General features: G+C 49.4%; 21 protein-coding genes. 15 read left to right on the top strand and 6 right to left on the bottom strand.

From position 1 onward, the window contains the following. Window positions 1-2 precede the first annotated feature (2 nt). The gene (locus GC101_RS36410; RefSeq protein WP_246354637.1) at window positions 3-233 is read right to left on the bottom strand and encodes an XRE family transcriptional regulator; all 231 of its coding nucleotides are present in this window, start codon (window positions 231-233) and stop codon (window positions 3-5) included. Between the two features lie 104 nt (window positions 234-337). On the opposite strand from GC101_RS36410, the gene GC101_RS36660 reads away from it, so the two are divergent. From GC101_RS36660 to GC101_RS33950, 6 genes are all read left to right on the top strand, one after another. Then, window positions 338-466, top strand: coding sequence for a hypothetical protein (locus GC101_RS36660; RefSeq protein ID WP_281365945.1), 129 nt, complete (start codon window positions 338-340; stop codon window positions 464-466). Between the two features lie 99 nt (window positions 467-565). Then, window positions 566-889 (top strand): hypothetical protein, encoded by a 324-nt coding sequence (locus GC101_RS33930; RefSeq protein WP_171720889.1) that lies wholly within the window; start codon window positions 566-568, stop codon window positions 887-889. Further along, entirely contained in the window at window positions 871-1,068 is a 198-nt protein-coding gene (locus tag GC101_RS33935; RefSeq protein ID WP_171720890.1) for a hypothetical protein, read from the top strand. Before GC101_RS33930 ends, GC101_RS33935 begins: the two co-directional genes overlap by 19 nt. Next, window positions 1,055-1,432 carry a hypothetical protein gene (locus GC101_RS33940; protein WP_171720891.1) on the top strand — a complete coding sequence of 126 codons (378 nt, stop codon included), beginning with the start codon at window positions 1,055-1,057 and terminating at the stop codon, window positions 1,430-1,432. Before GC101_RS33935 ends, GC101_RS33940 begins: the two co-directional genes overlap by 14 nt. Beyond that, complete coding sequence (locus GC101_RS33945) at window positions 1,419-2,312, top strand: M15 family metallopeptidase (protein ID WP_171720892.1); 894 nt, start codon at window positions 1,419-1,421, stop codon at window positions 2,310-2,312. The genes GC101_RS33940 and GC101_RS33945 overlap by 14 nt, the downstream gene beginning before the upstream one ends. A 1-nt stretch (window position 2,313) precedes the next feature. Further along, window positions 2,314-2,694, top strand: a complete 381-nt coding sequence (locus GC101_RS33950) for a phage holin, LLH family (RefSeq protein ID WP_171720893.1) — start codon at window positions 2,314-2,316, stop codon at window positions 2,692-2,694. A 62-nt stretch (window positions 2,695-2,756) separates the two neighbouring features. Here GC101_RS33950 and GC101_RS33955 read toward each other — a convergent pair whose 3' ends face one another. The 4 genes from GC101_RS33955 to GC101_RS33970 form a co-directional block, all read right to left on the bottom strand. Beyond that, entirely contained in the window at window positions 2,757-3,086 is a 330-nt protein-coding gene (locus GC101_RS33955; RefSeq protein WP_171720894.1) for a hypothetical protein, read from the bottom strand. An 80-nt stretch (window positions 3,087-3,166) separates the two neighbouring features. Then, window positions 3,167-3,778, bottom strand: a complete 612-nt coding sequence (locus GC101_RS33960; RefSeq protein ID WP_171720895.1) for a hypothetical protein — start codon at window positions 3,776-3,778, stop codon at window positions 3,167-3,169. Window positions 3,779-3,999: 221 nt separating this feature from the next. After that, window positions 4,000-4,227, bottom strand: coding sequence for a hypothetical protein (locus GC101_RS33965; protein ID WP_171720896.1), 228 nt, complete (start codon window positions 4,225-4,227; stop codon window positions 4,000-4,002). Further along, window positions 4,224-4,466, bottom strand: coding sequence for a DUF7667 family protein (locus GC101_RS33970; RefSeq protein WP_171720897.1), 243 nt, complete (start codon window positions 4,464-4,466; stop codon window positions 4,224-4,226). Before GC101_RS33970 ends, GC101_RS33965 begins: the two co-directional genes overlap by 4 nt. 428 nt (window positions 4,467-4,894) lie before the next feature. Between GC101_RS33970 and GC101_RS33975 the strand changes: the two genes are divergently transcribed. The 4 genes from GC101_RS33975 (at window position 4,895) to GC101_RS33990 (ending at window position 7,861) form a co-directional block, all read left to right on the top strand. Continuing rightward, window positions 4,895-5,101, top strand: coding sequence for a ribbon-helix-helix protein, CopG family (locus GC101_RS33975; protein ID WP_039300864.1), 207 nt, complete (start codon window positions 4,895-4,897; stop codon window positions 5,099-5,101). A gap of 840 nt (window positions 5,102-5,941) precedes the next feature. After that, on the top strand, window positions 5,942-6,139 hold the full coding sequence (locus GC101_RS33980) for a hypothetical protein (RefSeq protein ID WP_171720898.1): 198 nt from the start codon (window positions 5,942-5,944) through the stop codon (window positions 6,137-6,139). Beyond that, window positions 6,132-7,391, top strand: coding sequence for a DNA polymerase IV (locus GC101_RS33985; protein WP_171720899.1), 1,260 nt, complete (start codon window positions 6,132-6,134; stop codon window positions 7,389-7,391). The genes GC101_RS33980 and GC101_RS33985 overlap by 8 nt, the downstream gene beginning before the upstream one ends. Continuing rightward, window positions 7,388-7,861 carry a YhjD family protein gene (locus tag GC101_RS33990; RefSeq protein WP_171720900.1) on the top strand — a complete coding sequence of 158 codons (474 nt, stop codon included), beginning with the start codon at window positions 7,388-7,390 and terminating at the stop codon, window positions 7,859-7,861. Before GC101_RS33985 ends, GC101_RS33990 begins: the two co-directional genes overlap by 4 nt. Before the next feature lie 4 nt (window positions 7,862-7,865). Here GC101_RS33990 and GC101_RS33995 read toward each other — a convergent pair whose 3' ends face one another. After that, window positions 7,866-8,705: a helix-turn-helix domain-containing protein gene (locus GC101_RS33995; protein ID WP_171720901.1), complete on the bottom strand. Its 840-nt coding sequence runs from the start codon at window positions 8,703-8,705 to the stop codon at window positions 7,866-7,868. A 228-nt stretch (window positions 8,706-8,933) separates the two neighbouring features. Here GC101_RS33995 and GC101_RS34000 point away from each other — a divergent pair, with 228 nt between their 5' ends. The 5 genes from GC101_RS34000 to GC101_RS34020 all read left to right on the top strand — a co-directional run bounded on the left by GC101_RS34000 (window position 8,934) and on the right by GC101_RS34020 (window position 13,530). Then, a complete protein-coding gene (locus tag GC101_RS34000; RefSeq protein WP_171720902.1) occupies window positions 8,934-9,908 on the top strand; it encodes a glutathione S-transferase family protein in 975 nt (324 codons plus the stop codon). 25 nt (window positions 9,909-9,933) lie between these two features. Beyond that, entirely contained in the window at window positions 9,934-10,392 is a 459-nt protein-coding gene (locus GC101_RS34005; RefSeq protein ID WP_171720903.1) for a GNAT family N-acetyltransferase, read from the top strand. Next, window positions 10,385-11,362, top strand: coding sequence for a glutathione S-transferase family protein (locus GC101_RS34010; protein ID WP_171720904.1), 978 nt, complete (start codon window positions 10,385-10,387; stop codon window positions 11,360-11,362). Before GC101_RS34005 ends, GC101_RS34010 begins: the two co-directional genes overlap by 8 nt. A gap of 64 nt (window positions 11,363-11,426) precedes the next feature. Next, window positions 11,427-12,437, top strand: a complete 1,011-nt coding sequence (locus GC101_RS34015; RefSeq protein WP_171720905.1) for a glutathione S-transferase C-terminal domain-containing protein — start codon at window positions 11,427-11,429, stop codon at window positions 12,435-12,437. Window positions 12,438-12,669: 232 nt separating this feature from the next. Beyond that, window positions 12,670-13,530, top strand: a complete 861-nt coding sequence (locus tag GC101_RS34020) for a transporter substrate-binding domain-containing protein (protein ID WP_171720906.1) — start codon at window positions 12,670-12,672, stop codon at window positions 13,528-13,530. Window position 13,531: the final 1 nt, after the last annotated feature.

Consider the following 13,531-nt stretch of genomic DNA (forward strand, 5'->3'; position numbering starts at 1 on the left):
TGTCACTCCTCGGTGCGAGGTCCTCTCTTCATTTTGACAAATTGTTTAAACCGTTCGATTTCTTCCAGTTCTTCTTCAGTCCACTCTTCACCGTCATGATGGGCGGCAATAGTGGATGTGTCTTTCTTCAAATCGGATTTATCAGTTTCTACTTGTTCGCTCTCATTAAATAAATCCTTAACAAAATCGACATCCTCGGTAGGTAAGCCCTCAAAGTATCCTGCTTGCTCCATTAGCTGTCCGTAAGTATGCGGTCTTAAGTGAGGAGCTAAAGCTCTAAGTGTTTCGGGCTGGGGGCGCTGTGTTCCGGCTTCAATTCTTGAAAGGGGGTGATGTCATGATGGCAATGTTTTTCGCACAACGCGTAATCTTGGGTAAAACCAAGTACGCCGAGGTTCCGAAGACTCTGCAACCGGGAGTACTGGAGATCCTGGTTGATAGTGGAGTGGAATATCTGGCTGAATAGATAGAATTTGCTGGCGCCCATAGAGGCGTTTTTATTTTGCCCTCGGAGCTGCTTCGGGGGCTTTTTTACACACCATTAGAGATAGAGGGGAGCGGGGGAATGGATAGCAATAATGTATCAAACTTGGAAAAGCTGCTGCTGCTCGCAGACAAATACGGCTTGGCTTACATTGTGGCGCTGGTACTGGTGTTTATCGTCTTTGGTTTTGTGAGAGACATCCGGCGCGGGAAATGGGTGCCGCGTGAGCTGCTGGATCGTGCAGAAGAAGATCGGGACCGGCTGCAAGCAATCCTCGACAAAGAGCGGTCAGACTTCATGGCACCGACACTTCAAGTGCTGCAGAGGCTCAAAATAGATCATGCCGCAAGTAATGCCGGCAATGATGAGGACAGGGGAGGAGAACCGTGTTTGGTCAATGGATAAAACGTTTATCGCCCCAGCATAAAGAGAGAGAAAAGGAGCTGGCGTGGGCATCCCGCAGGGTATCATTTGCGATTGCCAGATACAAGGATACCTCCAAGGACATTCAAGAGGAGATCCGGAATAACGGTTTTGCCGAATTTTTAATTTATGATCGGGGTGTTAATCATGGGGGGCATTGATATCTTGTTACTAATTGCATACGGTATTTCATTTATTTGTGCGCTGCTGCTTATGGCCGCGCTTTTTTTATACTTCCGAAAGAGATTCCGCGCCCGGGTGGTGAGCTTGTTCATGCTGGCGGCGTTCTTCTTCCTGGGGGCATATACGGTCAAGATGGCCGTAGCATTTTGGATTCGCTTCAGCAAATTTACTGCCGGTGATGCTGTGCTTGCTGCGCTTAAATCCAATGCATGGGCTGCGGCTCAGGTCGGCACAACATTAGGGCTGATGATACTGACGTATCTCATGTATACCCGGCGGCAGGATCTGTTTATGATCTTCCCGGCTGTTAAAGAGGAGGTTAAGCAAGATGTTGACGCTTGATCAGGTAAAGCTTAAATCAGTGTCCAAGCTGTCGGGGCTGCAGCCTGTTATTGCAGCAGGAATGATTGCGTTGATTACAGGCTGTTACAATCGCGGTGTACAGATCATCATCACGCAGGGACTTCGCACCAAGGCCGAGCAAGATAACCTTTACGCCAAGGGACGGACCGCGAAGCAGCTTGCCGCCGTGGGGCTGTCTCATGTAATTGCACAGCCCAAAGAGGACATTGTGACCAATGCCCGAGGCGGTTACAGCAATCACAACTACGGATGGGCAATTGACTTTGCACTGCTCCTGCCGGACGGTCGCACAGTCTCCTGGGACATGCTGCGGGACGATGACAAGGACAGCCTGCCAGATTGGTCGGAGGTTGTGGAGGAAGCCAAGCGCCTCGGGTTTTCATGGGGCGGTGACTGGCGGACATTTACTGACATGCCACATCTGGAAATGGTTTTTGGATTGACGACCTCGCAGCTACGTGAAGGCAAGAAACCGGCAGTATCTTTGATAACGAAGGCATTCGCCGTAATTGATAAATACATGGAGGAGGCAGAGGAAGACATGAGCAGAATTGAAGCACTGGTGAAGGAGCTGGAATCTACTGTGGCCGGGCTGACCAATAGCAAGGACGTACTTAAGCAGCAGTCAATCCTGCAGGCCGGAGAAATCAAGGAGTTGAGCGCCTTATTGCTGGAGCTGACCGACACCAACCCTCCGGCATGGGCCGAGGATGCGCTGAAGGCTTTTGCGAACACACCGTCAGTACTCAATGGCAAGCCGGTAATAGATACACCGGACAAGGCCACATACGCAGAGGCGCGGCTGATTACTATCTTGTACCGGCTGGGGCTGGCGGCGCAGCAGAAAGGGGGAAAGTAATATGGATACTGTATTTCAGAATGTCGCAGAGAACCTGCTGGCTTACATGGTGACGGCTGTGTCATTGGTGTTGATTGCTTTTCTCTTGCGTCACTGGCGGGCGCTGGGTGGCTGGATCAAGGCCAAGAAGGGGGCAGCTGAAGCGGAACAACAGAACAAACTGCAGGCGCTACTGTGGGCAAAAGCGCTGGAGGCTTACATTTATGCAGAATCGGCATTTGTGGAGCTGGAGGGGTCGGATAAGTTAACTAAGGCATTGTGGTATGTCTCAGATAAGCTGAAGCAGCTGGGCATATCTTTTTCCGCCGAAGAGATCCGGGCTGCTATCGAAAAGGCTTGGTATGAGTATGAAGGAAAAGACAAGAAGAATACCTTGCGGTAATCATCTGCCCACTGGCTCCGGCTGGTGGTTTTTTTAATAGGTCTTTTTAATGCAAAGTAAGTTTATAAATAGGGTTGCCCGATATAGAAGAGAAACAAGAAATACAAAATGTAGAGTATAGGTAATTTTATTTTAAATTTTATACAGAAGGTTTTGAACTTTTCTGAGGACTCTGAAACATTCTTCATGACATATCTATATATGAAGAATTGCCCAATAACGAAGAAAACGAGCTTCAGGGGATATTTACCTGTGTTTAACTCAGTAAAAATAATAGTAAGGGTTACACTTACAAAGGTTATTGATACAATTTTTAGAAACTGTGCATATCGGTCCTTCGGTTCTTTGACCGGCTCCTGTTGGCCCCAATTTCTCTCATCGATATCTGTCATGATCGTTCCTCCAATCTTTTTAAATATACCCGTTGAACTCAATTTGAATACAACGGGTATTGAAATTACAATACGATTCATTAAGGATTATATTCAGTCGCTACTTCATTATACTGCACACTAATAGGAGTATTGAATGAGTTGTTCGTATAATGTACTAAAGTTAGGTAAAAACGCGATAATCCAGGGACTTGAGGGTCGCCAGCTCTTGTTGTCCATATTCCTGTATAAGTAGGGTTTACACCCTGATTAACAAACCAACCCTCCGTAGCGGAAATCACCCATTTTTTAAACCACGAGGGATTCCAACCGATTTTTGTATAGATGTAATTATTTAACCAAGCTGTAGCAGCTGTGGCAAAAATGACAACATCCTTATTTGTGTGGGTTTCATATTTAGGTCCGTAAACCAGTTCTCCAGAACCTCCAATTTCATGTGAAAAAGGAGTGATCAAATCACGCGATTGGGCTTGCTTTTGGACATTGCTGTAAATAGAAGCTAGCTGTTCGTCACTCAGAGCGAGAGGCGAATTAATTTGAAGGCCATTATAAGTATATGTGTTTGTTGCTTCTTGTTGACTGCTTACCTGTTGAGTAGGTCCTGCTGTCGGGTTAGATTGATTTGCAGACGCAAAAGGGGCAATTGCGGTAGTCAATAAAGCGATGGACAAGACTGCGGTTAACTTTTTCAAATTTTTTACCTCCAAATTAGTTTTATAGTAAAATATTACAATTCCAATTATATAGAATAAAAAGGAAAATAAATGTAATTATATTCCTTGAAATAATATTCTATAAAAGGTATATTGCTATATTAGGTTCAAATATATGTAATATTATAACGGTATTTATATAAAAAATATTGAGCTTTAAGCCCTGCTAGCCTTCATCGGCTAACAGGGCTTTTATTTGTCTATACCTCAAATTGCTCCCACCCTGGCGGCAGCGGCTCCTCCAGTAATTTCTCCAGCGCTTCCGGATCCATGATCACCAGCACTGGCTCTGCAATATCCACCAGCGCCCCAATCCGTTTTGGGCCACCCTCAAACGTCCCTATGGTAATCACTTTGCCGGTCTTGCCTGCATGATAGCCCTTCGTGATCTGCACAGGTAGCCCTGGCTTCAGCTCCTCTAATTTCATAAAGTGGGTGCCCTCCCGGTCAGCTGCAGGGCATCTTCCCGGATGCGCAGTTCATTCAGCCAATCCGTGTCTTGTGTGGCTGCGGCCAGATTAGAGAGCTGCCGCAGCTTTAACGTGTCCCAGCAGTACTGGGCGTTGACGGCCAGACATTGCAGCAGCTCAGGTCCATCCGCCGTTGTGAGCTTACCTACTTTGTGCAGGTGGTACAGCTCCGCGAGTCTCAGGTGTGTGGGCAGCATTAGCGCCGCCCCCGAGCTTTTATCAGCGCAATGATCGACAGGACCAGTGCGGCCCCGATAATGATCCAGGTGATTGTATTCAGCATGGTTAATTCCTCCCCGCGTATGCCCGCCGGCTGATTGTATCGTCCAAACCGTTTATGTTATGATTGGGTGGAGGAAGGGCCGTGAACCCTTCCTCCGTGGAACCTATTTACGTTTGCCCGGTCGGCTGCGTTTTTTGGTTCCTTTCTTTTTGTCCTTTAGCAGCAATGTTGCGGTAATGAGCTGGATGATTGCTGTAAGGAGTGTTACCCAATCTTTCATGTGCCATGTTCACCTCCTTTTTTATCTCAATTATATACTGGTACCAGTATATAATCAGGGTTTTTTTGTACTGGTATCAGTATATTTTTTGTGATATCCTTTGAGAAAGGAGGGACAAGCCTATGGAGCAACAAGGTAAAGCCTCTACCCGGGCAAAAGACAAGTACAATGCCGCAAATTACGATCAAGTAAAATTGTGGGTAAAGAAGGGTGACAAGGAGCGTATTGACGCTGCAGCAAAGGCGGCGGATATGAGCCGCAATGCCTTCATATTGGAAGCTGTTGAAGAGAAGATAAATCGCGAAGGTAAAGAGCCGCCACAGGAGTGATCCTGGACGGCTCTTTTGATGTTTTTGTTACCCGTAAATTACCCGTAAAACACGTTGTAGATGTATGTTTTTCCTTGTAGCTGTAACTCGATATAAAATGAGCTAAACCCAATCCCCGTAAGGCTTTAGCTCATTTCTTGTAGCTCCCTGTAGATATAGCCAAATAGATGTTTTATATCTAAGGTAATTAGGACAAAAAGCCCCTTCGAGTCGTTCGCGACTTTGAAGGGGCTTTGTTGTGTTGCTGGATATACATCTCTTTAGAGATAAATGTTGTACGTTTTGCAACTTTGATTCATAGATAGCGAGGTATTTGGGAGGATTGTTGTATGAAATACAAGAATAATCCTGCTAAGCCGCTTGGGTGAGGTGAAATCCTGCATTTTATACAACAATGTTGGATTTGGGCCGATAGGATGAGGAAAATGTTGTATTATGTGCAGGATTCTATAAAAAACCTCCTGATCTCTGCCACAGATATCGCTGGATCAAGGAATTCTTGCGTCAACATCAGCCGCCTCGCAGTCCGGATGCTGTTATCCCTATTTTCCAATAAATTCCGAAGCATCATTACACATAACGCCGCAGACAAAAAAAGGAGACTTTATAAGCCTACTTTTTGGATGCGCCCCAGGGTTTCCCCGTATTCCCAATACGAATTGTCTCTCACTGTTACCTCCCCCCAGCCCATCCCGCTCCTATCCGGTTCTAATACTCACCAGCAACGCATAAGCTACTCTTATCAAACAAGAACGCCTGTTCTATTTTACCATTGCTTAAAAAACTTAATCCTGGTTATAATACAAACAAATGTTCTTATTATACCGGAGGCGATCAGTCATGAAAATGAGTATCGGCCAAACGATTGAAATGATATACCTGGACAAAGCGGGCAGGATTACGCAGCGGAAAATTGAAGTGCACGGGATTCGTGACGGCCGCATACGGGCTACCTGTCTGAGCACCGGCCTGCCCCGTGTTTTCCTGACAGACAGCATCTTGTCGTGGCACCCGGTACAGAGGCAGAAATATGCCTAAAGACCGGATCATTCTGCTCTCGGATTGCCAATCCTTCTATGCAAGTGTCGAAAAGGCTGCGCATCCCGAGTATAAAGATATGCCTGTCGCAGTCGGCGATCCCACGCGGATGAACGGTATTGTCCTGGCTGCCTGCCCTATCGCCAAATCTCATGGTGTAACCACCGCATCACGCGTGGGTGAAGCCATGACCAAATGCCGGGATCTCGTAGTGATCCGCCCGCGGATGAGTACGTATATCCAGGTCTCGCTGATGATTTCAGAAATCTATAAGGGATATACCGACCAGGTTGAGGCCTTTAGCATCGATGAGCAGTTTTTGGATGTGACCGGTTCTTTGAGTGTTTTTGGAGGAGATCTGCCGGATATGATTCGTTCCATCCAGCATCATGTCCTGTTATCTACGGGGGTGTGGACCCGGGTGGGAGTCGGACCGACCAAAATTCTGGCCAAGATGGCCAACAACTTTGCCAAGAAGAAGGAAGGAGGGATCTTCAGGCTCGATTACGATAATATAGACACAGAGCTCTGGCCGCTGCCGGTGCATGAAATGTTTATGGTGGCTGGACGGATGACCAAGAATTTTTACCGTATGGGGATTACTACGATTGGAGATATTGCGCGGATGGAGCTGGGGGAATTCAAGCGGAGAATGCGCACAACCATGGGCAAGCAGAGTGATATTCAAGCGGAATATTATTGGCAGACGGCGCGCGGGATCGATCCCAGCCCGGTTGTTACCGGGATACGCCACCAGATCAAGTCGGTCGGGCACGGGAAGGCGCTGCGCTGGAATCTCTATACCCGGCTGCCGGAAATTGAGGTTGTGTTGCTGGAACTGGTGATCGAGGTGTGCCAGCGGGCGCGGAAATACCGGTATATGGGGTCGGTGGTGTCTATCGTGGTAGCAGAGACGGACGGCAACAAATCTAACTCCTACAGCAGACAAGTGACACTGCCGGAGCCGTCGTCTTTAACGCATGAGGTGGCAGCGGCGGCCTACCGCTTGTTTGTGGATCATTGGACGGGGATGCCGCTAAGCCGCCTGGCGATCTCTATCTCCCAGCTGACCGATGACAGTGTCATGCAGCTCACCTTATTCGATGACCGCATCCGCACATTGAGCAGAGAACGGGCAGTGGATCAGATCAAAACCAGATACGGCAGCCGGGCGCTTATCCGCGCATCCTCTTTGCTGGAATCCGGGGTTGCACTGGAACGGGCGCAGCAGATTGGGGGTCATTATAAATGAGCAAATTAAACGGAAATGAGCGGTGGAAAACTAAGATGTTGATGAGTGAGCATGTGGATCAGTTTGAGGAGAAGCAAGAGGATACAGTTAGAAAAATGATCACTGTCGAGGAGCGGACGATGGTGCGTGACCTCATTTTGCTCCCTTACATAGATACTATGGTCAGCCGGAGCCTGAAGGAGATCGAGCTGTCCAGCAGTATTCTTAAGCGCGCCTTTGTGATTGCCGGTCAAGCGATACAGCGCCGGATCATGCAGGATACCTACCAGCTGCAAAAAGAGCTGAAGCAGCGCAATATCAGAGTGCTGCCCGATGAGCAGGAGGAGTTCCTGGTGTATCACAAAATCTTTTGCCGGGGATATCAGGAACGGTTCGGACTTACGCGTGATGTGATGCGCACTGAGATCAGCTTACGGCTGACCCGGTATACTGCGGAACTTGGAGCCGCATGGAAAGAATATCTGAAATAAGAACTTAAGATTCATCCGCCAAATTCCCCGTAGTTCCTTTGATGATATACTTTTTGGGCGTCGTCAGACTGAATTCCTTGAACTCTTTAATGAAGTGGTTCTGATCGAAATAACCAAGCTCGAAGATATGCTCGAGAGTTTCTTTGTAATGGTTACCCTCCAATAACCCCAGTACATGCTGAAAGCGGATAATGCGGCTGAACAGCTTGGGGGAGGCCCCGATATAACGCTCGAAGGCTTTGATCATATAACGGCTGGAATAGCCCGTGTCTTTGGATAGATCGTTAACATGCAGTGTGCCGCGGCTGCGGATAATCCGATCGGTTAAATATTCAATCAGCCGCGGGATCTCCAGCCGGCCCAGTATGTAGGTGTTGTAATATTCCTCAAAGGCTCTGACCCGTTCATGAAAAGTCTTCTTCTCCACCACCCGCTCCAGCAATTCCGCCGCATGAGGAAGAACATCCCCGACCGGAATCTCCAGTTCACTGAATTCCCCAATAGAATAACGGAAGAAATGCTCCGCGTAGCCCGGAAGAAAGCGGATCACAAAGTACTCGCACTCCGACCGGACAAATAACCCCTGTCTGCCTTTATATAACGTGCCGCATATGTTGGCTGACGGGTGCTCCGGATAACAGCAAATGACAAGACTCATGCAGCCTTCCGGAAGGACAAACATTTGATTGACGCTGAGGTCATCCATATAAAATCCGTGAAATTGAATACCGCCGCCAAAAGGAGCGGTCAAGGAAGGCTTGTACTCGGAGTAGGATTGCAGCTGTTTTTCAAAAGTTGGCTGAAAGGGGCGATAGAGTACGGATGGTCTGGCTGGCAAATACATATGGAAGACACCTCTCTTCTCTCAAAACCTATTTAGCCAATGAGAATAATAGTATTTAATAAGATATTCACATTAAAACGAGTCCTGCCGCTCAAGTCAAGCAACGAAAGTGTGAACAGGGGTTCCGATTTTTACTATAAGTGAATGGTTTATCGAACTATAATCATATAAACCGATGAAGTTAGTCGGAAATATTGGGCGGGCACTTGTAAAAGGAGGCTATTAGAGATGACTAATAAGATCCAGGCAGCTTCCGCAGAACTTGCGGCCAGCGGAGCATTTGTAAGACAGGCTAACCGTTTCTCTGCCGCGTTCGGCGATAACCCTGGTGAGCTTCCCGTGGAAAAGGGGCGGTACCGGCTAATCTGGTCAGCCGCTTGCCCATGGGCCCACCGCGCGGTCATAGTTCGGCGCCTGCTCGGGCTTGAAGAAGCAATCAGTCTGGGCACGGTGGACCCGCTCCGGCCGGCTCTTCCGCATACGGACTGGGCTTTTACCTTGGATGAAGGCGGGAAAGACCCGGTGCTGGGCACCCGCTACCTGAGTGAGGCTTATCTGGCTGCTGATCCCGGTTATGCGGGGCGCCCTACGGTTCCGGCGGTTGTAGAAATCGCGACCGGGAAGGTAGTCCAGAATGATTATTTTAAGCTGACCCATCACCTGGAGACCGCCTGGGCTCCGCTGCATAAGCAGGATGCGCCGGATTTGTATCCCATGCATCTGCGGGCAGAGATTGATGAGCTGAACGGACGGATCTTCCATGATGTGAACAACGGTGTATACAAGGCCGGGTTTGCCCGTTCGCAGGAAGCCTATGAGGCGGCCTATCACGCTCTATTCGAACGGCTGGATGAACTGGAAGACCGGCTCTCCAGAGGCCGCTATCTGTTCGGGGATCAGCTGACCGATGCGGATGTCCGTCTGTACACCACGTTAGCCCGCTTCGATATCGCTTATTACACGGCATTCCGCGCCAACCGTCAGCGGCTTGCCGATTACCGCCATCTATGGGCGTATGCCAGGGATTTATACCAGATTCCGGGGTTTGGAGATACAACGGATTTTGACGCTATCAAACGGCATTATCATTTATCGGTGCTTCTGGCTGCTGAAGGCTCTAATCCGTATCGCATCCTGCCCAAAGGACCTGATCTAAGCCAGTGGAATACTCCCCATGGGCGTGACCGGGAATATCCGGCCTAAGCCGGCAGAAGCAGAGAGGACGAACATGACGAACATTTACAGAGTAGATGCGGTATGGCAGCTGGCCGGTGTCTACGAGGTCAGAACCAGAACCTTTGTACAGGGACAAGGAATCCCCAAGCAATTTGAATTTGATGAAGTCTATGGCGGGCAGTATCACTACCTGCTGCTGGAGGAGAATGAGCAGGCTGTCGCCACCGCCCGGATTAATCTGAACCATGAGGAGTACGCCAAGATCGAACGGGTCGGTGTCATTCCTGAGTTTCAGCACCAAGGTTATGGCCGGCAGCTGATCGGGGCCGCCGAGCAATGGATCGGCGAGCTGGGCATTCAGCGGATCGTCATTACCAGCCAGCAGCAGGCCGTAGGTTTCTATGAGAGTCTGGGTTATACCGCGAGGCCGGAGATCGTGATCAAGTCCTCCATTCCGGTCGTCCATACCGAGAAAGAAATCCACCAAGCAGAGGAGCAGCATCATGCCTAATAACAATACCATCGAGGGTACGAAGATTGTGAACCACGAGATCGCGAAGGAAATCACCAAGGATGGAGCCTTTAACCGTCAAAAGAACCGCTTCACCACTCCCTTTGGCAATCAGTCCGGTGAACTGCCGGTAGAGGCAGGGCGCTATCGTCTGCTGTGGGCAAGGATTTGCCCTTGGGCGCACCGCGCGGTTATTGTACGTGAGCTGCTGGGACTGCAGGATGTCATTAGTCTTGGCACGGCCAGTCCGGTGCGGACGGAGAATGGCTGGGAGTTCTCGCTGGACGAGGGCGGCGTGGACCCGGTGCTGGGTATCCGCTATCTGCCGGACATTTATGCGGAGACGGACCCTGACTACAGCGGCAGAGCAACCGTACCGACGGTCGTGGATGTGCTGGAGCGGAAGGTCGTGAATAACGATTATTTCCGGCTGACCCACTACTTCGAGACAGCATTCAAGCCTTTTCATAAGGAAGGGGCTCCTGACCTGTATCCAGAGGAGCTTCGGGCAGAGATTGATGAGTTCAACGAGCTGCTGTTCCATGAGGTGAATAACGGAGTATACAAGGCCGGATTCGCCCATTCCCAGGCGGCCTACGAGCAGGCTTATGATGTGTTGTTCACCCGGCTGGATCAGCTGGAGGAGAGACTATCGGCACAAAGATATCTGTTCGGCGATTCCATCACAGATTCCGATGTCCGTTTCTATGTGACACTGGTGCGTTTCGATGCGGCGTATTATCCGGTCTTCCGGACGAACCGGAACCGGATTATTGATTTCCCGAACCTCTGGAACTATGCCAAGGATCTGTATCAGACCCCCGGCTTCGGGGATACGACTGACTTCGATTCGATCAAAAGAGGCTACCAGCTCGGCAATCATGCGAATAATCCCCATCAGCTGCTGGCCAAAGGGCCGGATGTATCGATCTGGAATGAACCGCATGACCGGCGCAGATTCAGCAAGTAAGGAAGCGAGCAAGGATACACAGGCTTGTCCCCGGTAAAATAATAGCAAAGAGGAGGCATTACCGATGAGTTCTGAAGCTAACGTACGTGTCCGGCCGAAAGAAACCGAGCATGAGATCAATGAGCAGGGCTATTTTGTCCGCCAGAAGAATCATTTCACCACCCCCTTCGGCGAAGGGGAGGGCAAGCTGCCAGTGGAAGCGGGACGCTACCGCCTGATCTGGGCCAAGGGCTGCCACTGGTCCAACCGGGCCTCGATCGTCAGAGAACTGCTCGGCCTTGAGGATGTCATCAGCATCAATCTGGCGGGTCACGGTAAGCATGAGCAGAATCTGGGCTGGGAGTTTGTTTTCAATGAGAATCAGAGTGATCCCGTGCTGGGCGTGCAATTCTTAAGTGAGCTATACGCGAACGCCGACCCGGAGTATAAAGGCAGACCCACGGTTCCTGCGGTTATCGACGTTCAGACGGGGAAAGTGGTCAATAACGATTACGTCTGGCTGACCAACTATCTGGAGAAGGAGTTCGCCCCCTTTCATAAGGCTGGCGCACCGGATTTATATCCGGCGGAGCTTAGGGCAGACATCGACAAGTACAATGATTTCCTGTTCGACAATGTGAACAACGGCGTCTATAAAGCGATGTTCGCCCAGTCCATTGAAGCCTACAACGATGCCTATGAGCATCTGTATACAGCGCTGGATTCCATCGAGGAACGTCTGGCGCACCGCCGCTTTTTATTCGGGGATTATGTTACGGACTCTGATGTACGGTTATTCGTAACACTGGCCCGGTTCGATACGTACTATTTCAAGAATCTCGGACCCCTTCGTAACCGGATTGTGGATTTCAGGAACATCTGGGGGTATGCACGAGACCTGTACGCAATCCCGGCGTTCAAGAACAATACATATCTGCGGGATCTGGCCAGGGGGAATGGCGACAAATCAACGATTTTCATCGATTATAATACGCGGTTCTGGGATCAGATTGATTATGAGGGACTGTGGTCGCAGCCGCATGACAGAGGGGCGAAGAGCAGTAACCCGGAGCAGAAATTTAAGACGAGATCATAGATTGAATTATAGTCTGTAGAAAAGGAAGGAGCCGCGGAGGGGATTTTGGAACTGTAGGAGCGATAGCGTCCGCCTTTAGGTTTGGATTTCATCCGCAACCAGCGGAATAAAATCAGGAAATTCAAACCTAACAGCGGCTGGAAGTCCAAAACTCACCGCAGCGGCGGCTTATCCTTTTTCAAAAATTAAGTTCAACCTAGATAAATCAATAGATTATAGGGGGATTACGGGGATGAAGATATGGAGAAAGCTTGGACTGGGACTTACGGCGGCGGTACTGCTGGCGGGGGTTGTGGCTTGCGGAAATGATAACAAGAAATCCGGAAATTCAGCAGGTGAAGCTTCGGCAAACAACGATAAAATTATGGTTAATATTGCTACAGGCGGTGCGCCCAAGCCCTTCTCTTATGTGAATGACAAGAATGAAATCGACGGGTACGATATCCAGGTGGTCAAAGCCGTTTTTGAGGGACTGCCCCAGTACGAGATTAATATTGAAAAGACGGAATTCCCGTCGATCTTCGCGGGCCTCGATTCGGACCGTTATCAGATTGGCGCGAACAATTTCGCCAGCAATGCGGAGCGGAGGGAGAAGTATAACTACTCTGATCCGATTTTCAAAAACCAGTTTGTCATTGCCGTGAAGGAAGACCGCGGAGATATTCAGTCCTTTGCCGATCTGGAAGGGAAGACAACGGAGGTTAGCCCAAGTGTGAACTATACGGTTGCGCTGGAGAAATACAATAAGGAAATTGCCAAAACGCCGGTAGATCTGAAATACAGTGACGCTGAGCTGGTGACGATTCTGCAGAATGTGGAGAGCGGCGCCGATGACTTCAACCTGATTGATGCGGCGATGCTGCAGCTGTACATCAAGGAGTATGGTCTGAAGCTGAAGGCGATTCCGCTGTCCCAGGAGGACACGGACCGGATCGGCGTGCCGTACAGCTATCTGATTCTCAGCAAGGGCGGGAACAGTGAGCAGCTGCTTAAGGATGTCAACGGGCGGATTCAGGAGCTCATTAAGGACGGTACGGTATCGAAGCTGAGCGAGCAGTATTTAAATGGTGATTTCGCTCCGGAAATTCAATAGG

This window comes from Paenibacillus phytohabitans (assembly GCF_013141775.1).
Taxonomy (GTDB): Bacteria; Bacillota; Bacilli; order Paenibacillales; family Paenibacillaceae; genus Paenibacillus_AQ; species Paenibacillus_AQ phytohabitans.